This is a genomic window from Ornithinibacillus salinisoli (assembly GCF_042684965.1).
In the GTDB taxonomy this organism is placed as follows: Bacteria; Bacillota; Bacilli; order Bacillales; family Amphibacillaceae; genus Ornithinibacillus; species Ornithinibacillus salinisoli.
On record NZ_JBHUMI010000018.1, the window covers coordinates 98,739 to 123,077 of the forward strand.

Genomic DNA, 24,339 nt, shown 5'->3' on the forward strand with positions numbered 1-24,339 from the left:
TTTTATGGTGGTGTTTTTACATGGAAGGTAAAGTTGAATTAGTAGTAGATGCCAAAGCAATCTTAGGTGAAGGTCCTTGTTGGGATGTTGAACAACAACGATTGTATTGGGTGGATATTGTAGAGAAAAAGGTTTTTATGTTTAATCCACTTACAAAAGAAAATCGATCAATCCAGTTGGAACAGCATGTTGGAGCAATTGTTCCAAGGAATGATCAGGAGACAGTAGTAGCGTTAGAGGATGGATTTTATTTATTAAACATAGAATCAGAAGAAATTACCCAAATTCATGAAATAGAAAGCCATTTACCAAACAATCGTTTTAATGATGGTAAATCAGATGCTTATGGGCGATTTTGGGCAGGTACAATGGCTAAAACAAATGCCATGGAACAAGGCGCGCTCTATTGTTTGGAAACGAATGGAACCGTAAAAAAGAAAGTTAATCAGGTCAGTATTTCCAATGGAATCGCGTGGTCCAGTGATCACAAGTATATGTATTACATAGACACACCTACCCAAAAAGTAGTGCGTTATAACTTTCATATTCACACGGGTGATATGGAACATCCAACCGATATAATCGACTTTACGAATGAAGTAGGATTTCCAGATGGTATGACAATTGATGCGGATGGTATGTTGTGGATTGCCCATTGGGGAGGAGCAAAAGTATCCAAGTGGAATTCGAATACGGGTGAAAAATTGTCTGTTGTGGAAGTACCGGCATTACATGTTACTTCTTGTGCATTTGGGGGCATCGATTTAGAGGATTTATATATTACAACCGCAAGAGAAGGAATGGATGATAATCAGCTAGCAAAATACCCAAATGCAGGGGGCCTGTTTAAAGTTAATTTAGGCGTGAAAGGAATGCCTGCTAACTACTTTAAAGGGTAAGTAGACAAAAGGAATGAGAAAGTAATGGAAGCTAATATATATAAGATTTTGCAGGATTATTATCATTTGAAGGTACAGAAGATTACCTCGCAACAAGGAGGATGGGCAGCACTCGCATATAAGGTGATTACGAATAAAAGTAATTTTTTCCTTAAGGTATATGAGAAAAAAAGAGCTTCCACTAAAGAGTTAACGGATGTAATTGATTACTACATGCCATTAGTGTTAGAGATTGCTGAAAATGATGTGTTAACAGGCAGAATACCTAAACCTATAATGACAAGTGATAATGCATATAAATGTGAAGATGAACTTGCTTTATATATGCTGTATCCGTATATAGATGGTGAGACTATTGGCAATCAACCACTTCAACCAATCGAAGTTACACAATATGCTGAAATGATTGCAGAACTTCATCAAATAAAAAGTATGAATATTAATGAAAAATTGAAGGAGAAATTTGAGGTTTCCTTTGCAGAAAATCTGAAACAAAGGCTTACACAGAAACAAGACCAAGAATTAACAACCTTCCTTTATCCATACAAAGTCCAATTAATTGAGTTAATCGATCAATTGGTTCACCTAGGGATGGAATTAAAGCAACAACAACTTCCTTTTTCATTGGTTCATACAGATCTTCATCATTGGAACTTGATGAGAGAAAATGATCGTCTAATCATTATTGACTGGGAGGGACTGCAGTTAGCTCCTGCAGAGGCAGACTTAATGTTTGTCATGGACCAGTCTTATAAAACCAAGTTTTTAGAAACATATGTGGAGAATCGTCCGGATTATACTATTCATAATGATGTCCTAAGTTACTACCAGTTGAAAAGAAAGCTTGAAGATATATGGGAATTTATCGTACAGCTTCTAGAAGAGCCTTTGACGTTGAAGGAACGAAGGAAAGTGTTTGATTATATTCAAGAAGAACTATATGACGTAAAAGAAAAGACACAGGATCCTGAAAAATGAAATTATCTTGTTTGTATTGACATTATAAACAAACTAAAAACAGGAACATATGTTTGTGTAAATAGATCGGTTGGTGTAGAATAAATAGTGTACAATTCGATTAATTAATGGGGGAAAGCATTATGAAGAAAACTTTTCGTCAGTTTGAGAAAACAATAGAAGAGATTTTAAAATTAAAAGATGCATCTGAAACAGAATTAGGTAAGCCTATAAGCAAGGGGAAATGGTCAATTAGGGAAATTGTGGGACATTTACTTTATTGGGATAAATATAATCTTGAAAAGATGGTTCCATTAATGGCGGAAGGTGCTAATTTGCCAGAATTTCCAGACCACGACGAGCATAATCGCGAAGCTATAACCTTTTTAAAAGACTATTCAGTTGAAAAGATCATCGATCATTTTGCAATGACACGAAGAGATTTATTAAAAAGTATAACAAACCTGGATGGAGATATTCGATTTACGATTGGTGGAGGTAAAAGAAAATTTTCGGTAGAAAGCTTTATAAAAATATTTTTAGAACATGATATCCACCACTTAAAACAGATTAATAACTTATTAATAGACTGAACTTGTCTTCTCAGTTTAAAAAGGAGGTGAATGAATTGTCCACTGTATTAAAAACGAACGACCATTTACGTGCTGACTGTGAAAACTGTTTTGGTTTATGCTGTGTTGCATTGCCATACGCTAAATCTACTGACTTTGCTTTTCATAAAGATGGTGGAACTCCGTGTAGAAACTTGCAATCAGATTATCGTTGTGGGATTTATAAGAACCTAAGGAATGAAGGATTTAAAGGCTGTACAGTATATGAATGTTTTGGAGCAGGTCAACACGTATCAAATGTGACTTACGAGGGAAAGAGTTGGCGAAACAACCCAGAAACAGCTAAGGAAATGTTCGACGTATTTCCTATCATGCAACAACTTCATGAAATGCTTTATTATGTGAATGAAGCACTCGGTTTAGAACAAGCTCGACCGATACATAATGATTTGAAGCAAGTATTTGAGGAAACAGAACTTCTAACGAAATTAAGTCCCAAATCTATTTTGGAACTGGATGTGCCTAGCCATAGAGCGATTGTTAATGAGCTACTATTACGAACCAGTGAATACGTTAGAATGGAAGTAAAGAATGATCAAAATCAACTAAATCAGAGCGAAATAAAGGACCTTATCGGTAAGGATGTAAGTGGTGTAAATCTTAGCGGTTTCAACTTCCGAGGAGCATTGTTAATAGCTGCGGACCTTCGAAGATCTGACTTAAGGATGGTTGATTTCATTGGTGCAGACTTGAGAGATGCTAACATAAGCGGAGCAAATTTAACAGGAAGTATATTTCTAACCCAAGCACAAGTGAATGCAGCTAAAGGGGATAAGAATACCGAACTACCACCACATTTAAGTATTCCCAAACATTGGTTGGAATAGGGAATAAGGAGCATGGAATTACATACTCCTTATTCGCTATTCCTATATTGTCCTTTGAAGGAGTCCTGATAATGAAAAATCTATTTTACAGCTTTTTCTAATTTAGAAATCATTTTTATTGCTTTCCCAGTTCCAATAGCCACAGACTCTAATGGATTTGGAGCTAAATGTACGGGAACAACTAATTCATTAGACAACCATTCTTTCATTCCTTTTAGTAAGGAGCCACCACCAGTAATAACAATTCCGTGGTCAACGATATCGCCACTTAATTCCGGTGGACAGTTTTCAAGCGTATTACGAATAGCTTGTAAAATTTGTTCTAACGATTCTTTAATTGCTTCATAGATTTCTTTTGATGTGATCGAAATAGTTTTAGGTAAACCAGTAACCATATCACGCCCACGTACATCCATTACTTCTTCTTTATGATTAGGATGCGCATACCCTAATTCCATCTTGATATTTTCCGCCGTACGCTCACCAATTAGGATATTGTATTTTTTACGAATATATTGGATAATTTCCTCGTCCATCTTGTCTCCGCCAACGCGAACAGAGCTTGAGGATACGACACCACCCAATGAAATAATACCAATTTCTGCCGTACCTCCACCAATATCTACAATAACATTGGCGATTGGTTCATCTACAGGCAAATCAGCGCCGATTGCAGCTGCAACAGGTTCTTCTATCAAGTGGACATTTTTAGCTCCATAGCTAGTGATAGCATTATGGATTGCTCTACGCTCTACAGTTGTACTTCCAGTTGGTGTACAAACAACAACCGTAGGCTTACGCATCGACATACCCATTTTTTTACTCAGTCTTCTTAAGAATGCTTTTAGCATTTGCGCAGTAACGTCATAGTCAGCAATAACACCATCTTTTAGCGGTCGAATTGGCACAATATTACGTGGTGTTTTACCTACCATTTCTTTTGCTTCCGTACCTACTGCTACTACTTGTTTTGTATGAATATCTATTGCTACAACTGCTGGCTCATTTAGTACGATTCCTTTATTTTTAGCATATATTAGTATATTTGCAGTACCTAGATCAATACCTATTTCTGCATTAGAAAACATAATTAGTTCCTCCAATGATGACTATTTTCAATATATTCTTCTATCTTTGCCTATCAATTCTGGGGGTAGATAACTTGATTTAACAAACTTGTTACTAACAATCTTTCCCAGAAACAGTTTATAAAAAACATCTACTATCTAAAATAGAGCAAATCCTTGTCAAAGACAAGTAACATTTCAATTACAAAATGGTGAAATTTGTAACATAATGTACCTTTTCGTTCTTATCCACTCATTGACCACTATTTGGGATTGTAATCTATTCCATAAAATTTACTATAACCGATAGATGGGAAAATATAAAACTATTTGAACATCGTTTTTAAATAGGTATAATAAATGTTGGAAAATGGGGGGAGCAACATGTTTTTTACAATACGAATTTATATATATGCTGGAATACTTGTGGTTGGCAGTATTTTTAACTTGCAAAAAGCAAAAAAACGATTTCATCAATCCAATAATCAAGTGGTTATGGAGGAAATATTTACTACACCACAGCGTGTATCTCAAAAGGTAATTCAACGAACAGGTACAACGGTCCAAGTAAACGGGAGAGAAAAATTATTGGATGAACCGGTCTTATATGTAGCTAATCATCAAGGTTTGTTTGATATTTTAGCTTTCCTCGGCTATTTAGGTAGACCGATAGGCTTTATTGCTAAAAAGGAAATAAAAAAACTTCCAATTATCCGTTCATGGATGGAGCTATTATATTGTGTCTTTATTGATCGTAAAGATCGTAGACAGTCTATGAAAGCCATTCAACAAGGTATTGAAAACTTAAAGGCAGGTCATTCACTTGTTATTTTTCCTGAAGGAACGAGAAGTAGAGGAAGTAAAATAGGCGAATTTAAATCTGGAAGTTTACGGCTTGCAATGAAAGCAAACGTACCGATTGTACCAGTAGCTATTGATGGAACCTATCACATGCTGGAGGAAAAAGGTCGTGTTCAAGCGTCCGATATTACGATGATAATAAGTGATCCAATCTATCCGATTGATTATCAGAGTTTGAAAAATGCAGAGTTGGCACAGCGTATTCAACATACGGTAGAGCAATTACTAGATGGATGTAATAATAAGGAATTAAAAAAAGCTGATATAACCAAATAGAAGCTACGGTCTCTACATATAATTAATAGAGACTGTAGCTTTTCATTTTTGGTGATTTTCCTGTAGATGGATATGCTACTTTATAGGAGTAATAAACAATGATGGAGTGATAAAATTGGTACAGGGAACAGCGAATTGGAATACCGAATTAAATCAAGAATGGCTACAAGGTTATGTAGAAGATTGGGTTTCATTTTATCGCAAACATACAAAAGAAGGGGAAGTTGCATCTTATATTCCATTATTAAAAAAGGCAAATCCTGACCACCTTGGTATTTCAATTTATGGTTCGAATGGAATGATTCTTCGTGCGGGTGATACGGATGTTTCGTTTACCATCCAAAGTATTTCCAAGGTTATTAGTTTTATCGTAGCTTGTATGGAACGTGGTGTTGCATATATGCTTGATAAAGTAGACGTTGAACCTACTGGAGAAGCATTTAACTCCATTATGCATTTAGAGATGAGGAAGGTTGAGAAGCCCTTTAATCCGTTCGTTAATGCCGGTGCCATAAGTGTAACATCGATGCTTCCTGGAAAAACATCGGATGAAAAAATGGAGCAAATGCTTCAGTTATTAGAAAAAATACTTGATCATCGTCCACAAATAAATGTTGATGTTTACGAATCAGAAAGAGACTCTTCAATGAGAAATCGTGCTATTGGGTATTATTTATTAGAAACAGGCTTCTTGGAATCTGATTTAAATATTACATTGGAGACTTATTTTAAACAATGTTCCATTGAAGTAACGGTAGATGACTTAGCAAGAATTGGACTAATTCTTGCAAACGACGGTGAAGACCCGAAGAACCAGCAAGAAATTATTCCACGACGAGTTGCTCGTATTGCGAAAGCATTAATGTTAACATGTGGTATGTACGATGCTTCAGGAAAATTTGCCACGTATGTCGGTGTTCCAGCAAAAAGCGGCGTGTCGGGTGGTATCATTGCTGTTGCACCCCCACGTGTACGTGAAGAAGATCTACCTTTCATTGGCGGTTGTGGGATTGGTGTATTTGGACCTGCTTTAGATGATAGAGGAAATAGTATTGCTGGCATTCGATTATTAAGGCATATAGCTTCACAGTGGGATTTAAGTATCTTTTAATAGAAATATTTGGAGGGCTGATTCTATGTGTGGAAGGTATACATTACTTGCAGATGAATTGGAAATACTGCAAGCATTTGAAATTGACCATCCGATTGATGGTTATTACCCAAGTTATAATATTGCACCAGGACAAAATGTTTTAGCAATCATTCATGACGGCAAGGAAAAGCGAGCAGGCTATTTACGCTGGGGACTTGTCCCATCATGGGCAAATGATGAGAAAATAGGGTATAAAATGATTAATGCAAGAAGTGAAACAGCGCATGAAAAGCCTAGCTTTAAAAGATTGATGTCCAGAAAGCGTTGCTTAATTATCGCGGATAGCTTCTATGAATGGAAACGTGAAGGAAAAGAAAAACAACCAAAACGAATTCAATTAACCGATCGAAAGTTATTTGCTTTTGCAGGCCTATGGGATAAATGGAGTAATGGGGATAACGACCTTTTCACATGTACCGTCCTTACAAAAGAGGCTAATCCATTTATGCAAGAAATACATCATCGCATGCCAATTATTTTACCGAAATCAAAAGAAGATAACTGGATTATCCCTAATAAATGGGACGCGCTTGAAGCACATCAATTTTTACAAACAGTGGATGAAGAGGAACTATCTGCTTACAATGTAGCACCATATGTGAATGCAGCGAAAAATAATGATGAAACCTGTATTGCGCCATTAGCATAATTACATATATATAAAGCCTCTTTCCGTGTTGAAAGAGGCTTTTCAGATTATTTATTTGTTGTTCTTTAATATGTTAATAAACTTTTCGGCTTTTTGTTCTGGAGCTTTGGTAGCTAAACTCACTCCGACAAATAGAATTGTTGAAATAAGTAATCCCCAAATTCCAGAAGCTAACCCAAGTGGTTTCGTACTAGTGAATTCTAATACAAGTACGACTATTGCCCCTATTGTTACACTAGAGATTACTCCGGCAGCCGTTCCACGTTTCCAAAAGAACGTTCCAAAGAAAGCTGGTACTGAAACAATTAAACCAGACGATGCAGCTACAGATAATACAGCAATTAAGTTTAACTGTAATTCTGCAAATCCATATGCTAGAACTGCGATTACTGGAATGACAATTTTACCAATTTTTAATTGTTTGGCATCATTGGGACGGCTTTTCCTATTTCCATATACATCCCTAGCAAACATTGACGACAATGTCAGCATAATCGAATCAATCGTGGAAATTGCTGCTGCCATAATTCCAATCATGACTATTACCCCAAGTACAGGTGGTATTAAGTCAGACGATAACAATTGTGGTGTTGCTAAGTCAGCAGTTTCCAGGTTTGGAAACATTTGCAGTGCTGAAAATCCCCATAGTACAGATACAAACGTATAGATTAATCCAAAGACAAGGAACCCAATGAGCATTAGTCGTAGTCCTTTTAAGGAAGACGGCATAAACATTCGTTGACTAACTTGCGGATTTGATAAGCTAAAGAAAAACCAAGGCAATGTCAATCCAAGGAAGGTTAAGAAGCTAAAAAATCCATTTCCAGGTACTGATAGTGATTCGGGATGGCTTGTTTTTAGGTTATCAAAGAATTGACCAAAACCACCTAACCCATTAATTAGTAATAATACAACAATAGTTGATGTAATAATCATAAAGACAGCTTGAAGTGCATCGGTCCATACGACAGACCGAATACCGGCTGCATAAGAAAAAAAGATAGCTAAAACAGTTGCAATGATTACACCAGTTGTAAATGGAATAGCGTTATTAGTAATTCCTTGTAAGAGGTAACCAACTCCTGCTAGCTGTACAGCAGAGTATGGAATAAGAAATAAACAACTTACAAGTGCCATTGATGATGCCGCCGTCTTACTTTCAAATCGATCACCAACCATTTCCGAAGGTGTAACATAACCATATTTCTTTCCTGCTGTCCAAAATCGTGGACCAAATAACGCAATAAGAGAAACTCCCGCAAAATAAACAATTTCAAAGCCTAATGCACCAACGCCACCTTGGTATGTTAACCCCGCAAGACCAACCATCATAAAAGCACTATACGTGGTGGCACTATAACTAAGAGCGGAAAGTACACCGTTTAATTTTCGTCCACCTAGATAATAACCGGACATTCCAGTTCGGTCACCACGGCGTGATAATATGGCGATAAATGAAGCTATTACAATGTATATGATAATTCCCCAAACTACTAAACTCGTATTCACGTTATTTCCCCCAATCCCTTGTTACCATAATGTTTGCAATAATAATGAGTACACCAATAATTCCCCATAAAAGAAAACTTCCGTACCAATCATTAACAGTTGAAAGAACGGTGTAGGGAAGAATATAGGCTAGTAAAATTAGTAAGACAATAAGTGCACCCCACACTAGCTTTACCTTATTTTTTTTCATGAAATCCCCTCCTCTTGTGAAATGATGAACATTATAACTAAAGGCATTCAATCAATAATTTACATGTGTCTTTACACATAAGTTTACACAATAAATGATAAAATGCAATGCTTTTATCTAGAGTGTGTGGGATTTTTACCTTCATATACAGTCAAATTTTGAGCTAAGTAATGCGTTTTAGTGGAAATTTGATATAATTAACAATAAATAAAGAAATAAATAGAGTAACTATCCTATAAATTAATCCTTAGGTGTAAAGGAGAGGAGGGCCGTTATGCAAGAAGATGGAACAAAAATGCTAGGTGAAAATCGAAGGAAATTAATTTTAGAATGGCTTCAAGAAAACGAGGAACCAATAACAGGTAAAGCACTTTCAGATCGCACGAATGTTAGTCGACAGGTGATTGTACAAGACATTTCCTTGTTAAAAGCAAAAGGGGAACCGATTATTGCAACATCTCGTGGGTATGTATACTTCAAGGACAATAACGAGTCTCCCCAAAAATCTAGAATTATTGTCGTTTCCCATCGTTCAGAGGATACTGCCGATGAGTTGTATACGTTAGTTGATCTTGGTGTAAGCGTAAAAAATGTCATGGTTGAGCACCCAATCTATGGTGATCTTACAGGATCATTAATGTTAAAAAATCGGAGAGATGTGGATGCCTTTCTTCACGAGATGGAAAAAACAAAGGCCTCCTTACTATCGAAGCTTACAGAAGGGGTTCACTTACATACGATTGAAGCAGATACAGAGCAGCAATTGGACGAGGCGTGTGAAGCGTTACGAACAAAAGGATATTTATTGGAGTAAAGGTTGACTAAGGGAAACTAGAAAAGATTTTGAAAAGTATTCCCGTTTACTGAGATGAGATGCAAAAGGAATTACATTAGAAAATTTTCACCTATAATTCATAATCTTTAAGGCAAAGGTGTTTTAGTCAAAGAAAAATCCATACTATGATTTAAAATTCTGTAATGAGAATTCGAATTAGTTAGGATTTTTCTTTTATAGTTTTTTCGTAATCTTTACATTCACTGAGATAAACCCGTTAAATAATTCCTTGTTCTTTGTTAACTTATTCAAGTTAACTCTATCGTTCCATAATGAAACAGCGATGTTTTTCGCTTCAGTTGCATAAAACCATGTTGTGTGAATCTTTTACTTTTCCAATGGTCTTTAAGTACAACACGTTTTTTAGCTACCCGTTTTGCTTCGCTAATAACTTCTGCGCTAATGTCTGTAAAAAGTGCCTGGCCACGAATCGAATTTATTCCACTTGAAGTGTCAATGCTTGCTTGAAACATTGGGTCAAAATATACAACATCTACAGAATCAGAAGCTGCTTGTTGTAAAAATGAATAATGATCCTGATGTACGACTTGAACCTTCCTCATCGCTTGATCAATATTTTTGTTCCCACTAGTAAATGATGCAAGTCCATCTTTTGCTAAAAGATATAATAGAAGATTTCCTTCAATGCCTATAACTAAGCCACTATTCCCAACGGCAATGCTCGCGATAATACTATCGGATGCTAAGCCTAATGTACAGTCTAAAAACGACATCCCTTCCTTTAGTTTTATAGCTTGAATCAGCGGATCTACTTCTCCTTTAAGCATTCGTTTCGCCCTGACCATTGCTAAATTAGGATGGAAAAATATATTTGTCTCCTTCTTTATGGGAGCGATAATTAATCCATCTTTCCCTACTACGACAATGTCATCCTTATACCGTTCCTTTAAAGCCTCAATTGAAAATCCGTTTCTTTCAATGTATGGCAAATCAAAAGAATTTGCTAGTTTATTTGCTCTTGATACTAATTCACTTTGTGACCGTCTTGCTGTTGTAATGATCATGTTTATTCGTTCCTATTCGTCAATTTTTTTGCCAAATATGTAAAGGTATGAGGTTCACCACAAAGTCTCTCTAACCGCTGATTCCAAGAGTAGAGCTGGTTGGGTCCAATAAATTTATCAATAAGTTCTTGAAATAAGTCTGTTTCTTTGTAGAGACTTGTTACAGCGAACTTTTCACGAATCATGTCTCGAATAGCCAAAGCATAGTTATAATCTTGGAAAAATACTGGGTTTTCGATGTAAAACATCTCACTAGCTGGGTGGAATGTTTCACCCTCATACCCGAATACACGTAAATAGCACTCATTTGCGATCTCTTGAAATGATTGCTCAGGACTATTATATAATTCGAATTCAACTAAACAGTAATAGTAGTTCATTTTAAACATCTTTAAATCTGTTAATTGATTGATTTCTCTAATCTGAGAATAAACTTCATCTTGAATGTCGAAGTTATTCTTCAAAAAATGTTGGTCAGTAATAATTGTTTGGAATAACTCTGCAATTGCTTCGGCAGCTATACTTGAATAGAAGCGATATAGCTCTGGGTATTGATAGGAACTATAATGACCATCAAGTGCGTGACCTAACTCATGTATCCCTGACAAAAACACTGAATAGGAATCTCGTTTGTTCACAACTAGTCGAAGATCATTTGGATTGATGTTTAAGCAGAATCCGCCATACGGGATTTCCATACTCTCAATTTTAACAGGTAATTGGTCCATAGGTATTCCTAGACTATTAACAATATCGCTTAACATTTCTTCCATCCGATTGGTTGTAAAAGCACTGCTTTGAATTTGATGGAAATTAAAAGTAGAAAAATATTGGTCATAATAATGTATCTTTTCCCAACCGAATTTTTCTTTTATCCTATTATCCCAATGGTTAAACGTTTCTTCTGATTGTTCTATTAAATCACTCATTCCTTCCATAAATGCATTGATGTTAATTTCCTTTAGACTACACCTAAAATGATAGTAGTTAGAAAACCCTTGGTCTTTTGCTAGTTTGTTTCTTTTTTGGATCAACGCTCTAAATAATTCCTCATGATTTCTACCGATTTCCTTTGCTTCGAAGAAAAGCTGCTTCCGAAGTTCTCGGTCTGGATTTTCCATTATATTGGAATGAACTGTTCCAAGATTATACTCTTTTCCGTTTAATATAAATCTACTTTCTAATAAATTAGATTGTAACTTTTGTTGTAACTCTTTAACCTCTGGATGACTATCCAGTTCTTCTTGTTTCATTTTAAATAACAATACATCTAATCGTCTTTTCCATACTTTACTATCACTAAGGGTATTTCTCCACGATAATATAGCTTTATAAAGCCTTTTGTTTGTCATTAACGTATGTTTAATCCTTGTTATTTCATCAATTCTTTTAGATTGAGTTCCTTCTGTATACATTTCATAATATAATCGCTCTTCCTCTTGATAAAGCTGGTCTAGCTTTTCAATTTCTTCGATATAAGCTTTTTTCCATTCTTGTTTACCCGTTATTACTATTAGTCGTTCAAAGTTAAGCATATTTCATCGTCTCTTTCTATAAGTCATTTTATTCTATTTATAATTTATACCCCTGCATAGAGTCTTAAAATGTGAAGGTATAATGAATGTAGATTTCTAATTTTTATTTTATCTTTATTCTAACATAAGATTCTGACTTTTGAGTATTCACAATGAACACTTCATATAGACAACAACTTTTTCGAAAAAAACTGGCATAAAAATTTTTGGATAGCAAAAAAACACACAGTGAATTCGATTATGATTCACTGTGTGTTTCCGTATTTTATAGGTCTTTAAGATGCTTTCGCTCTTTCTTGTTCTTTTTCTTCTTTCGCAACCTTTAAGAATCTATTTGTTTCATATACAACCACTCCAGATAGTCCTAGGAGGCCGATTAAGTTAGGGATCGCCATTAATGCGTTCATAATATCGGAGATTCCCCAAACGACGTCTAGTGTTTGAACAGCACCGAAAAGAATCGCAAAAACAAAAATCACACGGTAAATTGGAATTGCCTTGTCATTGAATAAATATGCAAAACATTTCTCGCCATAGTAAGACCAACCGACGATGGTAGAAAAGGCAAAGAACACAATTCCGATTGTAACAATGTAACCACCCGTATCACCTAGGAATGCGGCAAATGAAGCAGTTGTTAGTGGTCCACCTTCAAGTCCACTTCCAGCAAGGTCAGCCATAACAATCGTGATACCTGTGATCGAACAAACGATGATTGTATCAATAAATACTTGTGTCATCGATACAAGTGCTTGACGCCCAGGGTAATCTGTTCTAGCAGCAGCTGCAGCGATTGGAGCAGAACCTAAACCAGCTTCGTTCGAGAACACGCCACGTGCAACTCCGTAACGAATCACAGTACCTAGAAGTCCTCCACCAAGAGCGTTTGCAGTGAACGCGTCAGAGAATATTAATCCCACTGCAGCAGGAACAATATCAAAGTTCATGATAATAATAATTAGTCCACCTATAACATAGAACAATGCCATAATTGGAACGAAAAATGCTGTAACCTTACCAATGCTTTTAATCCCCCCAAGAATAACTAATCCTGCTAATAGCGTCAGAACGATCCCAGTGATCCATGGGTTAATATTAAAGGAATCATTTAAAGCATCAGAAACCGAATTGGATTGAACCATATTTCCGATACCAAAAGCAGCACATGCACCAAATAATGCAAATAATACACCTAGCCATTTCTGTTTTAATCCTTTTTCAAGGTAGTACATCGGTCCACCTGACATTTCACCTTTGCTGTTTTCAACGCGGTATTTAACAGCAAGAATAGCCTCTGCGTATTTCGTAGCCATTCCGAAAAATGCTGTAATCCACATCCAAAACACTGCACCTGGTCCACCAAGTACAACGGCCGTAGCTACCCCTACGATATTCCCTGTACCGATGGTGGCAGCCATCGCGGTACTTAATGCTTGATAGTGACTAATGTCACCTTTGGATTTTTTGTCCTGCCGTCTAGGGCTAAATGCTAATCGTAACGCATATGGCAGTGTTCGAAATTGCAAAAATCCTAAACGTAAGGTTAAGTAAATACCTGTACCGACAATCAGAATGAGTGTAGGTGGTCCCCAGACAAAATCGCTAATATTACCTAAAATTTCGTTCATTCCTCTTCCCCCTTTTTATAAAGTACTATATTAAATATTTCGAATATTACATGAAATGTCAAGCCTTTTTTAAAATATTTTTGTGCCTATAAGATATTTACCAACATTACCACTTTAGGGGAATAAATGAAAAAATCACCATTTTACTTAAAGGTCGTACATATTTTGATTATAATAAAGAGGAAAGGTGGGAACTTTAACATGATACGCGTGTTATTTATTTGTTTAGGGAATATTTGTCGGTCTCCTATGGCTGAAGCGGTTTTTCGTAATTTTGTAATAAAAGAAGGCTTGTCAGACAAAATAGAAGTAGACTCAGGTGGAATAGGGGATTGGCATGCTGGAAATCTTCCTCATAAAGGTACGAGAGCTTTATTAGATAAACATAATATGGAATATAGTGGCATGAAGGCTAGACAAGTTGTGAAGAAGGATTTGGATGATTTTGATTACATGATTGCGATGGATGATCAAAATTTACAGGATCTAGCTAAAATAAATGATAAAATTGAAAATATTACTATTGCTAAATTAATGGATTTTGTTGCAGAGCCAGAAACACAGAATGTCCCTGATCCGTATTTCACGGGGGATTTTGATTATACATTTCAATTAGTATCAGAAGGATGCAAAAATCTATTTACGTATATTAAGAATAAGCACAACATATAAAAAAGGAGAGGTATTTGATGGGTAGAAATAGATTATTAGCAAGTATAGCAATAGGAGCTGCGATCGGTGGATTAACAGCATTATGTGATAGGGATACGAGGTATTACACAAAGAATAAATTCGCAACGTTACAGCAGAAAACGTCATACTGCATCCAACATCCGTCTGAAACGGTACATAATGCAAAAATTGCTTTTGACCGATTTAATAAATCATTTACGTATCAGATCGAAAATGCAACGAATGCTTTAGAACAGGTAGAAAATACATTAGATAAAGTGACGAAAAAGACGAAGCAAATCGAGCAGTAAAGGATAGATAGGGAGAGTGATCGCATGAAGTCAATTATGACATTTGGTAAGCAATTATACATTCGAGTATTTGAAGCGGATGTATTTGGATTAGCTGCCCAGCTTGCCTACTTTTTTTTGTTATCACTATTTCCCTTTTTACTTTTTTTAGTGACGCTTATTGGTTACTTACCATTTGATGAGCATAATTTAATGAACATGGTAGCTTCCGTAGCGCCAGATGAAACGATGAGGTTGATAAATGCAAACCTTGATCAGCTGGCACATACGAGAAATGGTGGTTTATTATCATTTGGGTTGATAGCGACGCTTTGGGCAGCATCCAATGGTGTGAATGCAATTATGTGGGCTTTCAACAAAGCCTATGAAGTAGAAGAAAATAGATCCTTCATTATATCAAGGCTGATTGCTGTTGTTCTAACCATTGGAATGGTTGGTATTATCGTTATCGCTATCATATTACCTGTTTTAGGTCGCATGATTGGTAACTATATTTTTTCATTATTTGGTCTTACGGAGGATTTTCTTACATTTTGGGAAATGCTTCGTTGGGTCATTTCGTCTAGTGTGTTTTTTATCGTATTTTTATTTTTATACAAATTAGCACCGAATAGAAAGATTTATTTTAAAAATGCTATTTGGGGAGCGCTATTTGCAACGTTAAGTTGGCAGGTTGTTTCTTATGCGTTTTCCTATTATGTAGAAAATCTTGGGCATTACTCTGCAATGTATGGAAGTTTAGGGGCAGTCATCGTATTAATGGTCTGGTTTTATATTTCTGCTGTAATTATTCTTATTGGTGGAATAATCAATGCGGTGATTCGTAAAAACAAATTAGAAAAAAATCCCCATACGTAAACATGCATGGGGGGATGGATCTATTTAAGTAACCGTAGTCCATTTAGGATAACTAAAATTGTACTTCCTTCATGACCGATCACACCAAGGGGTAAGTCGATAATTTGAAAAAAGTTGGAACAAATTAAAATAGTGATCACAGTTAAAGAGAAAAAAATGTTTTGTTTCACGATCCGATTCATACGTCGAGATAAACGAATAGTGCCGGTTATTCTATCTAAATTATTTTTCATCAAAACAACATCTGCAGTTTCTAAAGCTACATCTGTTCCTTCACCCATAGCAACCCCGAGATTGGCAGTGGCTAAAGCTGGAGCATCATTTATACCATCGCCAATCATGGCAACATTACCAAATTGATGTCGTAGCTTTTTCACGTGTTCTACCTTGTCCTCTGGTAAACAGTCGGCAATATAATCATCTATCCCAGCTTCCTCTGCAATTGCTCTGGCAGTAATCTCATTATCTCCAGTAAGCATAATCGTATGAATGCCGTTTTTACGTAACATGTGAATGGCTTGCTTAGCGTCTGATCGTATCGTGTCTTTACAAGCAAATAATGCTACGATTTGTTCGTCTTTTTCTGCAAATATGACTGTTTTCCCTTGCTTTGCTAGATGTTCGAGCAATCCATCTTGAAACGATTGCGCTTCTTGGAGATTTACAAATTCAGGTTTACCAATTTTCCATACATGATCATCAACACATGCACTTACGCCGTTTCCGCCTACCGTTTTCATGTTTTGTACTTGAATATCGTTACGGTCTATAAAATCCTTGCTGTATCTGGTTAATGCTTGAGCAAGTGGGTGAGTCGATTGGTTTTCAATTGCGCCAATCGTAGCTAGTATTTCTTCTTTATCGAGTTCGTTGGCAAAGTATGCATCTGTGACAGCTAATTTTCCTTCCGTTAGTGTACCAGTTTTATCAAATGCCATAGCTTTCATATGACTAAAACTTTCTACATGCACGCCACCTTTAAAAAGGACACCGTTTCGGGCGCTGTTTGAAATAGCAGAAAGAGTTGCCGGCATGATAGATGCTACAAGAGCACAAGGAGAGGCTACCACCAATAGAATCATAGCACGATATATACTTTCAGCTAATGTCCATTCGAACAAGAGATACGGTAAGAACATCATGATTCCTACGACAATTAATACAACTTTTACATATGTCCCTTCGAACTTTTCAATAAATAATTGAGCAGGTGATTTTTCATCTTTTGCAGATTGTACTAATTGAATGATTCGTTGAAACATCGTTTCATGTGCAGATTTTGTAATTTCCACTTGGATCGTTCCATCTAGTGCAGCTGTTCCAGCAAATACATCATGATTCACCAGTTTTGTTGTCGGAATAGATTCTCCCGTAATCGCACTCTCATCAATGGAAGTCTCGCCTCGAATAATGATTCCATCTGCTGGAATACGTTCTCCAGCATGAATTTGGATGATATCCGATATGTTTAAGGCAGAAACGGGGACTATTTTTTCAATGCCATTTTGTATTACTCGAGCTTCTTCAGGTTGGAGTTTCATTAGCGCTGAAATTTCTTTATTACTTTTATTCATTGTATAGGTTTCTAAAGCTCCAGATAAGGCGAAAATAAAAATTAGAATGGCACCTTCTGTCCAGTACCCAATAATCGCAGAACCAATAGCCGCAAAGATCATAAGCATTTCTACATTTAGTTCTTTATTGGCAATGGTATCTTGAATACCTTCTTTTGCTTTGGCATATCCCCCTATGGTGAATGCTAACAAATGAAATAGCACCCATAAAGGTTGTGATAAGGTACTTTCCAATAGCCAAGTAGTAAGTATGATGAGTCCACTCAATAATGCAGCTATTAATTCGCTATGCGTAGTAAGTCTCTTATATTTTTCACGTAACTTTAGCTTTCTAGGTTGTTGCTGTGATCTTGTTTGTGGATATAAAGCACGGGTTTTTACATTCATTTTCAATACCTCATTTCTAATTGATAATAATAATCAATTACAGTAAATTTAATAAGTTCATTATGGTAGGTAAATACTGGGTATATGCCCTTATTAATAATAATTATAATTTAGTATGTATTATAATTTTATCAGGTTGTAGTTATGTGTCAATATAATTTTAGGAATTATTTTTTCTGACTGTATTACAATTGAAAAATGGTTAGAGGTACAGATTCAAAATCGTTTAATTAATACTAATAAGCTGTTATAATTATATTTGTAAAAATAATATAACAATATATTAAGGGGGATTCATAGTGAAGAAGAAATTACTATTCTCATTGTTAGCTGTATTCATCTTATTTTTAGGAGCATGTGGCGAATCAGATGAAACAGAAGAAGTAGAAGATCAAGTATGGGCAGATATTCAAGAAGCGGGTGAAATCGTAGTTGGAACAGCTGGAACTTTGTTTCCTGCATCGTACTACCCTGAGGATTCCGATGAACTAACTGGATACAATGTTGAGGTTTTTAGAGAAATTGCTAGTCGACTAGATTTGGATATTAAGTTTGAGGAAATGGCATACGATGCAATGCTTTCTGCTTTGAAGAGTGGTCGAGTAGATATTATTCAAGCAGGTCCTCGAGAAGAAAGTAGAGAAATATTTGCATTCAGTGATCCTGTTAAACATTCTTACGTTACGATGATTGTTCGTTCTGATGATTTATCAGGAATTGAGACGTTAGAGGATTTAGAAGGAAAAGTTGCTGGTGGAGCTGCAACTACCGTATATAGTGACATCGCAAGGAAATACGGGGCAGAGGTTAAAACATACGGAAATGTTACGAATGATGCATATTTGCGAGACGTAGCGAATGGTAATACGGATTTAGTAATTAATGATTATTATTTGCAAAGTTTGGCATTAACAGCATTTCCAGAGCTAGATATTCAACTTCATCCCGATATAAAAGTTCATCCAACTACTAATAATGTAGTTATGAAGAAAGAAGCTACAGTTTTGCTAGAAAAAGTAAATGAAGTTATAGCAGAAATGAAAGAAGACGGAACACTTTCAGAAATCTCAGCAGAATTCTTTGGTGGGTTAGACGTTTCCAAAGAACCGGATGAAGAAATTATTGAAATTGATGGCATTGAGTAATTAGGTGTACGTCATGTTCGGTATGCATTTTGATGATGTACAATTGAAAAATTTGTTTGACGCAGAACTAGCATGGAAAAGTGTACCATTTTTACTAGAAGGAATCCCTATGACAGTAATAATTTCAGTCATTGGGATGGGAATAGGTTTGATACTTGGTTTGCTTTTAGCATTAGCTCGTGGCTCCGATCGAATCATTCTCCGTTGGCCAGCAAGAATCTATATTTCGTTTATGCGTGGTACACCTATGTTAGTTTTCTTATTCTTATTATATTTTGGACTACCCACTATCGGTCTAAAGTTAACAGCATTTGCAGCTGCTACCATTGGATTTGGATTAAATAGTGCAGCATACATAGCTGAAATTAATCGTGCTGCATTGAACAGTATTGATAAGGGTCAGTGGGAGTCTGCAAGAGCTCTGAATATGGGGTATTGGTATACGTTGAGGAAGGTTATATTGCCCCAGGCAACTAGAATTGCTGTTCCTCCACTAACAAATGTATTTATGGATATTGTGAAAGCAACATCACTTGCTGCAATGATAACTGTTCCAGAGCTCTTTCAAAAAGCTCAAATTGTTGCAGGAAGAACATTTGATTCTATGACGATGTATATTCTAGTAGCCTTAATTTATTGGCCAATATGTATCCTCATTTCCTTCATGCAAGATCGATTAGAAAAACGATTTAGTAGGTATATATAAAAAAGAAATCGGGCTAGTGCTCGATTTCTTTTTTATCATGCTCGATGTCGACTTCTACTTTTTTGAAATACATTGCGAATACGATAATCAGTAGCATGGCCACAATCAAATAGAAAAAAGATACGCCAGGAATTAATTGAAGAAATAACCCACCTAAATATGGTCCGCTAATACTACCAATACTAAAAGCGACCCCGCACATGATATTTCCTGCAGGGAGTAAGCCTCTTGGCAGTAAATCAGTCATATACGAAATCCCGAGTGAAAATAAGGAGCCAACAAACATCCCAGCCAACGTAAATAAAATAAATAAAGCAACAACAGATGTGTCGAAAAATGCAGCTAGTAAAAAGATTAATAACCCGCCAATTAATACGAATAGAAGTATTTTTCTTCGGCCTACTCGGTCACTAAGGATGCCTAATGGCAGTTGGGAAATTAAGCTTCCAGCTGCAAAACAAGGAATAATTAAAGATAGCATGTTAATGTCATGGCCGATACGTAAACCGTAAATGGGGAAAATCCCATGAAGCACTGCCTCTAAAAACCCATAACCAAATGGAGCAAGAAGTGCAACCCAAGCAATTTTTCCAGTTTGGATAAACCGTTTAAATGAACTAGATGAATGTGTGATAGTATCCGTATTCTCTTCATCAGGCCATCTATTTCTTACAAATAACATAAGGGACCACACAATCATGCTAAGAATAGCAGAAACGATAAACGGAAAAGCCTCACTAACAGACAGCAATCTCGACATCAATGGCCCGATAGCAAATCCTAATCCAAAGAACATACCGTATAAAGCGATATTTCTTCCGCGTGTTTCTTTTGCAGCCGTAGTCGTGATCCAAGTTTGTGTTCCGAAATGAAGCATGTTATCCCCAATTCCGATGGTCACTCTTAAAATAAACCAAAACCATAACGCATCCCATAATGGAAACATGGCAAGCGAAATGAAAACAAGTAATCCACCGATAACAATTATCGGTTTAAAGCCGAATTTTTGCATTGGTTTTTCCATAAAAGGAGATGCGATTAACACACCTATATATAATCCAGTAGCATGTAAGCCATTAACCGATGATGGTACACCATTTTGTTCCAAAATAATTGCTAATAATGGTAATAACATGCCCTGGGAAAACCCAGAAATGGTTACAAGTGCAATTAATATCCAAAATCGTACGTTAGGTGAAACCATAAAGATCCCCCTTACTAAATAATGTCGCTCTTTCAATGTAATTTGTTTTTTATAAAGAGTCAATTCGAAGATATCGTACGTATAATATTTACTTGTCCGAAAAAACTAAAGCAAAAAGAAAGGAGTGCAATAATGAAAAAGTATAACCATTTTGGATTTGCTTTAATTGTACTTACTGTAGTTTTATTGATGTTTCCGGTTACAGGCTTTAGTGAAGAAAAAGAAGATAAAAAAAATGAGGATAAAGAGGAGTTTGGTGTACCTAGTCATGTACTAAATATCTCCAAAGAAAACACCTATCCAAACTCAACAGCAGATGAAGAGATAATAGAACCAAGTGAATTAACGAAAGAGTTAATAGACGGTGTTGATGTTCCAATCAAAAATCCAAATTTAATCAAGATGTTAAACGAGACATCATTAAACCCTTCTCCAATTGCCTTTGGTTATCGTGGTACGGTCTTTCTTGGACGATGGCCGTTAAATTATAAATCAACAGAAACGACCGTAAACTGGGAATTTCAACCGATTAATACAAATGAATTAAATAATTTAGGTGGAGATACGAATCAGAAGCTGAATTATATGCAACAGGAACAAAAGGAAATTAAAGGTGCATTAACAAGTAAAATTGCAAATCCGAAAGATGTTAAGACAATGATGTTACTAACATCGCAAGAAAAAACGAAGCTACCGCTATCGTATAGCACGATGATCGGAAGAGGAACAAAGAAAGACAATTCCTATGGCGTACCACCGAAGAAATATGGAGAACTAAAAGCCTTTGCGCCTGCAGTTAATGAAAAAGGACAAGTTACATTTGGTGAAGTTTATATTCAATTAAAGGGTTCTAAAAAATCGATAGTAGTAAAAAATGTCACCAAACAAGGAATTGGTGCATGGATACCAATTCAGGAGCATGTTTCCTTCTCCTTCCAACTAAAACAATAGGTACTACTTGCTATAAAAGCTCTGCGTGTGAAAGTGACTACAGAGCTTTTATTCTTTTCTTTTTTTGGAATAAATTTTTCAAAAAAAGGGATTGATTTTATCGCTTTAGTACTTTAGTATAGTAAAGAGATAAAATAATGCAAGTGGAGAGGGGAAATATAAATGGAGTGGGTAGTCGTTGTTTCTGTACTCGTAATGACTGTTTTAAGCTTATTACGTGTTAATGTTATTATTGCTATTATAATTGCTGCGCTTACAGCAGGATTACTATCTGGATTATCGTTTGTTGAATCCATCGATATGTTAGTGGAAGGGATGGGAGGTCAAGCAAATACGGCATTAAGTTATATATTACTCGGTGCATTTGCTGTAGCTATTAGTTACACAGGGATCACCACAATTCTTGTAAACTATTTAATACGTGTGCTAACTGGAAAGAAAACGATGATGTTATTAGCCATCGCAGGTGTAGCATCTTTATCACAAAACTTAGTACCAGTGCATATTGCATTTATTCCAATATTAATACCACCACTTTTAAAACTGTTTGATAGAATGCGGTTGGATCGACGGGGTGTAGCTGTTGCGCTTACGTTCGGATTGAAAGCACCATATATCATGATTCCAGCAGGATTTGGACTGTTATTTCACGGAATTATTGTGGATGGAATGGTGCAAAACGGGTCAGCTTTAACAAAGGGAGAGGCAGCTTTTGCAATGCTTATCCCAGGGTCTGGTATGATTTTAGGTTTATTAATTGCTATTTTCATTACGTATCGCAAAGACCGCGATACAAGTACTGGTCCACTAGAAGGTAAGGAGAATCAAGAGGAATTAACTGTTGTGACATTTAACGCAAAACATGGTTGGACGCTTGTAGCCATTGTCGCTGCTTTAGCCGTACAATTATGGACAGATAATTTAATTCTTGGTGCGTTAACAGGTTTAGCTGTTATGTTCCTTTGTATCGTCGTACCTTTTAAAAATGGGGATAAAATTGTTTCTGACGGAGTTAGTATGATGGGGACAATAGCATTTGTTATGCTTGTCGCATCTGGATTTGGGAACATTTTGAAGGAAACAGGATCTGTCGAAGCATTAGTAGAACTGTCTTCTGGCTTTTTAGGTGATAACAAAGCATTAATTGCATTTATATTATTACTTGTCGGATTGGTTATTACGATGGGAATTGGTTCTTCTTTTGGGACGATTCCAATTATCGCTGCTTTGTTTGTGCCGATTTGTATGGCTGCAGGATTCTCACCACTAGCAACAGCAACTTTAATTGGTACTGCAGGTGCCCTGGGGGACGCTGGATCACCTGCCTCTGATAGTACTTTAGGACCAACTTCAGGCTTAAATGCAGACGGTAAGCATAATCACATTTGGGATACATGTGTACCAACATTTGTACACTTTAACATTCCCTTATTCTTGTTCGGGTGGATCGGTGCAATTATCTTATAGTTGAATAAATGTTTTGTTTATGGGGGAGAGTAAGAAAGCAGATAGGTGGGTTGATATGAACAAGAAAAGAAGCATATTATTAATCACTTGTATGTTCTTTCTATCTTTCTCCATGAACCATATAGATGTTCAAGCAAAGGGGTACGGATGGGGATTTAAGAAAAATTCCAACCACGAAATCCCAGATGTAGGCATATACAGAGATATACTTAAAAAATATGGTGCATATTACGTTGATGATTCTGGAGAAAAAAACGTATACTTAACGTTTGATAACGGATATGAACAAGGGTACACCAATGAAGTCCTCGATGTACTAAAAAAGGAAAATGTACCTGCTACATTTTTTGTAACGGGGCATTATGTTACTAGTCAGCCAGAACTGATTAAACGAATGGTTAATGAAGGTCATATCGTAGGGAATCACTCGTATCATCATCCTGATTTTACAATTGTAACGAAAGATGTCATGAAGCGAGAATTAGAGTCCCTTGAGAAGGCTGTCGCCAATGTGTCTGATCAAAAGGATATGAAATATTTACGCCCGCCAAAGGGAATGTTTAACGAAGAGACGTTACAGTGGTCCAATGAGTTAGGATATATTCAGGTATTTTGGTCATTAGCTTTTATTGACTGGAATACGGATTCCCAAAGAGGTTGGCAATTTGCTTTTGATCAAATAATGAAGCAAATTCATCCTGGAGCAATTATTCTGCTACATGCAGTATCCGAAGACAATGCAAAAGCATTAGAACATTTGATAAAAGAATTACGAGAAGAAGGCTATACATTTAAAAGTTTAGATGATTTTGTAATCAAAGATAAAATACCAGAAGGAATCTACGGGTACTAAACAAACCGATGAGATAATCTCATCGGTATTTTTAATAGTCCAGCGTACAATGTCAAATACTTTTTTCAAGTTTTTGAGTAACTCTAATACACCTACCGCAATTTCAAAATTTTTACAAGTAGCATTTAACCAAGTTTATTATAAAATAGGCTCCATTTTCTTGATTCA

At 36.1% G+C, this 24,339-nt stretch carries 24 protein-coding genes; 16 read left to right on the forward strand and 8 right to left on the reverse strand.

Features of this window, described 5'->3' with window-relative positions; all coding sequences use genetic code 11:
* Positions 1 to 20: 20 nt before the first annotated feature.
* The 4 genes from ACFSTA_RS16410 (at position 21) to ACFSTA_RS16425 (ending at position 3,315) form a co-directional block, all read left to right on the forward strand.
* The gene (locus ACFSTA_RS16410; protein WP_377557911.1) at positions 21 to 899 is read left to right on the forward strand and encodes an SMP-30/gluconolactonase/LRE family protein; all 879 of its coding nucleotides are present in this window, start codon (positions 21 to 23) and stop codon (positions 897 to 899) included.
* Positions 900 to 923: 24 nt separating this feature from the next.
* On the forward strand, positions 924 to 1,877 hold the full coding sequence (locus ACFSTA_RS16415; protein WP_377557912.1) for an aminoglycoside phosphotransferase family protein: 954 nt from the start codon (positions 924 to 926) through the stop codon (positions 1,875 to 1,877).
* 122 nt (positions 1,878 to 1,999) lie between these two features.
* On the forward strand, positions 2,000 to 2,449 hold the full coding sequence (locus tag ACFSTA_RS16420) for a DinB family protein (RefSeq protein ID WP_377557913.1): 450 nt from the start codon (positions 2,000 to 2,002) through the stop codon (positions 2,447 to 2,449).
* 35 nt (positions 2,450 to 2,484) lie between these two features.
* Positions 2,485 to 3,315, forward strand: coding sequence for a pentapeptide repeat-containing protein (locus ACFSTA_RS16425; RefSeq protein WP_377557914.1), 831 nt, complete (start codon positions 2,485 to 2,487; stop codon positions 3,313 to 3,315).
* Positions 3,316 to 3,395: 80 nt separating this feature from the next.
* Here ACFSTA_RS16425 and mreBH read toward each other — a convergent pair whose 3' ends face one another.
* Complete coding sequence (gene mreBH, locus ACFSTA_RS16430; RefSeq protein ID WP_377557915.1) at positions 3,396 to 4,403, reverse strand: rod-share determining protein MreBH; 1,008 nt, start codon at positions 4,401 to 4,403, stop codon at positions 3,396 to 3,398.
* A 363-nt stretch (positions 4,404 to 4,766) separates the two neighbouring features.
* Between mreBH and ACFSTA_RS16435 the strand changes: the two genes are divergently transcribed.
* From ACFSTA_RS16435 to ACFSTA_RS16445, 3 genes are all read left to right on the forward strand, one after another.
* On the forward strand, positions 4,767 to 5,519 hold the full coding sequence (locus tag ACFSTA_RS16435) for a lysophospholipid acyltransferase family protein (RefSeq protein WP_377557916.1): 753 nt from the start codon (positions 4,767 to 4,769) through the stop codon (positions 5,517 to 5,519).
* Positions 5,520 to 5,634: 115 nt separating this feature from the next.
* Complete coding sequence (locus tag ACFSTA_RS16440) at positions 5,635 to 6,630, forward strand: glutaminase (RefSeq protein WP_377557917.1); 996 nt, start codon at positions 5,635 to 5,637, stop codon at positions 6,628 to 6,630.
* A gap of 25 nt (positions 6,631 to 6,655) precedes the next feature.
* Positions 6,656 to 7,321, forward strand: a complete 666-nt coding sequence (locus ACFSTA_RS16445; RefSeq protein WP_377557918.1) for an SOS response-associated peptidase — start codon at positions 6,656 to 6,658, stop codon at positions 7,319 to 7,321.
* A 51-nt stretch (positions 7,322 to 7,372) separates the two neighbouring features.
* Here ACFSTA_RS16445 and ACFSTA_RS16450 read toward each other — a convergent pair whose 3' ends face one another.
* Together ACFSTA_RS16450 and ACFSTA_RS16455 are read right to left on the reverse strand one after the other, a co-directional pair.
* Positions 7,373 to 8,830, reverse strand: coding sequence for a sodium:solute symporter family protein (locus tag ACFSTA_RS16450; protein ID WP_377557919.1), 1,458 nt, complete (start codon positions 8,828 to 8,830; stop codon positions 7,373 to 7,375).
* A gap of 1 nt (position 8,831) precedes the next feature.
* Entirely contained in the window at positions 8,832 to 9,020 is a 189-nt protein-coding gene (locus ACFSTA_RS16455) for a hypothetical protein (protein ID WP_377557920.1), read from the reverse strand.
* A gap of 274 nt (positions 9,021 to 9,294) precedes the next feature.
* Between ACFSTA_RS16455 and ACFSTA_RS16460 the strand changes: the two genes are divergently transcribed.
* The gene (locus ACFSTA_RS16460; protein ID WP_377557921.1) at positions 9,295 to 9,834 is read left to right on the forward strand and encodes a transcription repressor NadR; all 540 of its coding nucleotides are present in this window, start codon (positions 9,295 to 9,297) and stop codon (positions 9,832 to 9,834) included.
* A gap of 269 nt (positions 9,835 to 10,103) precedes the next feature.
* Here ACFSTA_RS16460 and ACFSTA_RS16465 read toward each other — a convergent pair whose 3' ends face one another.
* The 3 genes from ACFSTA_RS16465 to ACFSTA_RS16475 all read right to left on the reverse strand — a co-directional run bounded on the left by ACFSTA_RS16465 (position 10,104) and on the right by ACFSTA_RS16475 (position 14,043).
* The gene (locus ACFSTA_RS16465; protein ID WP_377557922.1) at positions 10,104 to 10,880 is read right to left on the reverse strand and encodes a class I SAM-dependent methyltransferase; all 777 of its coding nucleotides are present in this window, start codon (positions 10,878 to 10,880) and stop codon (positions 10,104 to 10,106) included.
* Positions 10,881 to 10,882: 2 nt separating this feature from the next.
* Positions 10,883 to 12,415 carry a hypothetical protein gene (locus ACFSTA_RS16470; protein ID WP_377557923.1) on the reverse strand — a complete coding sequence of 511 codons (1,533 nt, stop codon included), beginning with the start codon at positions 12,413 to 12,415 and terminating at the stop codon, positions 10,883 to 10,885.
* A gap of 275 nt (positions 12,416 to 12,690) precedes the next feature.
* Positions 12,691 to 14,043, reverse strand: a complete 1,353-nt coding sequence (locus ACFSTA_RS16475; RefSeq protein ID WP_377557924.1) for an alanine/glycine:cation symporter family protein — start codon at positions 14,041 to 14,043, stop codon at positions 12,691 to 12,693.
* Positions 14,044 to 14,244: 201 nt separating this feature from the next.
* Here ACFSTA_RS16475 and ACFSTA_RS16480 point away from each other — a divergent pair, with 201 nt between their 5' ends.
* From ACFSTA_RS16480 to ACFSTA_RS16490, 3 genes are read left to right on the forward strand one after another with little or no spacing between them, the layout of a single operon-like run.
* A complete protein-coding gene (locus tag ACFSTA_RS16480) occupies positions 14,245 to 14,715 on the forward strand; it encodes a low molecular weight protein-tyrosine-phosphatase (protein WP_377557925.1) in 471 nt (156 codons plus the stop codon).
* Positions 14,716 to 14,732: 17 nt separating this feature from the next.
* Positions 14,733 to 15,026 (forward strand): YtxH domain-containing protein, encoded by a 294-nt coding sequence (locus ACFSTA_RS16485; RefSeq protein WP_377557926.1) that lies wholly within the window; start codon positions 14,733 to 14,735, stop codon positions 15,024 to 15,026.
* A 24-nt stretch (positions 15,027 to 15,050) separates the two neighbouring features.
* On the forward strand, positions 15,051 to 15,884 hold the full coding sequence (locus ACFSTA_RS16490; RefSeq protein WP_377557927.1) for a YihY/virulence factor BrkB family protein: 834 nt from the start codon (positions 15,051 to 15,053) through the stop codon (positions 15,882 to 15,884).
* Positions 15,885 to 15,904: 20 nt separating this feature from the next.
* On the opposite strand, the gene ACFSTA_RS16495 is transcribed toward ACFSTA_RS16490, so the two are convergent.
* Positions 15,905 to 17,845 (reverse strand): heavy metal translocating P-type ATPase, encoded by a 1,941-nt coding sequence (locus ACFSTA_RS16495; RefSeq protein ID WP_377557928.1) that lies wholly within the window; start codon positions 17,843 to 17,845, stop codon positions 15,905 to 15,907.
* A gap of 299 nt (positions 17,846 to 18,144) precedes the next feature.
* On the opposite strand from ACFSTA_RS16495, the gene ACFSTA_RS16500 reads away from it, so the two are divergent.
* Both ACFSTA_RS16500 and ACFSTA_RS16505 read left to right on the forward strand, forming a co-directional pair.
* Positions 18,145 to 18,990 carry a transporter substrate-binding domain-containing protein gene (locus ACFSTA_RS16500; RefSeq protein WP_377557929.1) on the forward strand — a complete coding sequence of 282 codons (846 nt, stop codon included), beginning with the start codon at positions 18,145 to 18,147 and terminating at the stop codon, positions 18,988 to 18,990.
* Positions 18,991 to 19,003: 13 nt separating this feature from the next.
* Positions 19,004 to 19,696: an amino acid ABC transporter permease gene (locus ACFSTA_RS16505; protein WP_377557930.1), complete on the forward strand. Its 693-nt coding sequence runs from the start codon at positions 19,004 to 19,006 to the stop codon at positions 19,694 to 19,696.
* A 13-nt stretch (positions 19,697 to 19,709) separates the two neighbouring features.
* Here the strand turns inward: ACFSTA_RS16505 and ACFSTA_RS16510 are convergent, their stop codons facing one another.
* Entirely contained in the window at positions 19,710 to 20,900 is a 1,191-nt protein-coding gene (locus tag ACFSTA_RS16510; protein WP_377557931.1) for an MFS transporter, read from the reverse strand.
* Positions 20,901 to 21,032: 132 nt separating this feature from the next.
* Here ACFSTA_RS16510 and ACFSTA_RS16515 point away from each other — a divergent pair, with 132 nt between their 5' ends.
* From ACFSTA_RS16515 to pdaA, 3 genes are all read left to right on the forward strand, one after another.
* Positions 21,033 to 21,851 (forward strand): YfkD famly protein, encoded by an 819-nt coding sequence (locus ACFSTA_RS16515; protein WP_377557932.1) that lies wholly within the window; start codon positions 21,033 to 21,035, stop codon positions 21,849 to 21,851.
* A gap of 162 nt (positions 21,852 to 22,013) precedes the next feature.
* Positions 22,014 to 23,318: a Na+/H+ antiporter family protein gene (locus ACFSTA_RS16520; RefSeq protein ID WP_377557933.1), complete on the forward strand. Its 1,305-nt coding sequence runs from the start codon at positions 22,014 to 22,016 to the stop codon at positions 23,316 to 23,318.
* Positions 23,319 to 23,373: 55 nt separating this feature from the next.
* A complete protein-coding gene (gene pdaA / locus ACFSTA_RS16525; protein ID WP_377557934.1) occupies positions 23,374 to 24,171 on the forward strand; it encodes a delta-lactam-biosynthetic de-N-acetylase in 798 nt (265 codons plus the stop codon).
* The last annotated feature ends 168 nt before the right edge of the window (positions 24,172 to 24,339 follow it).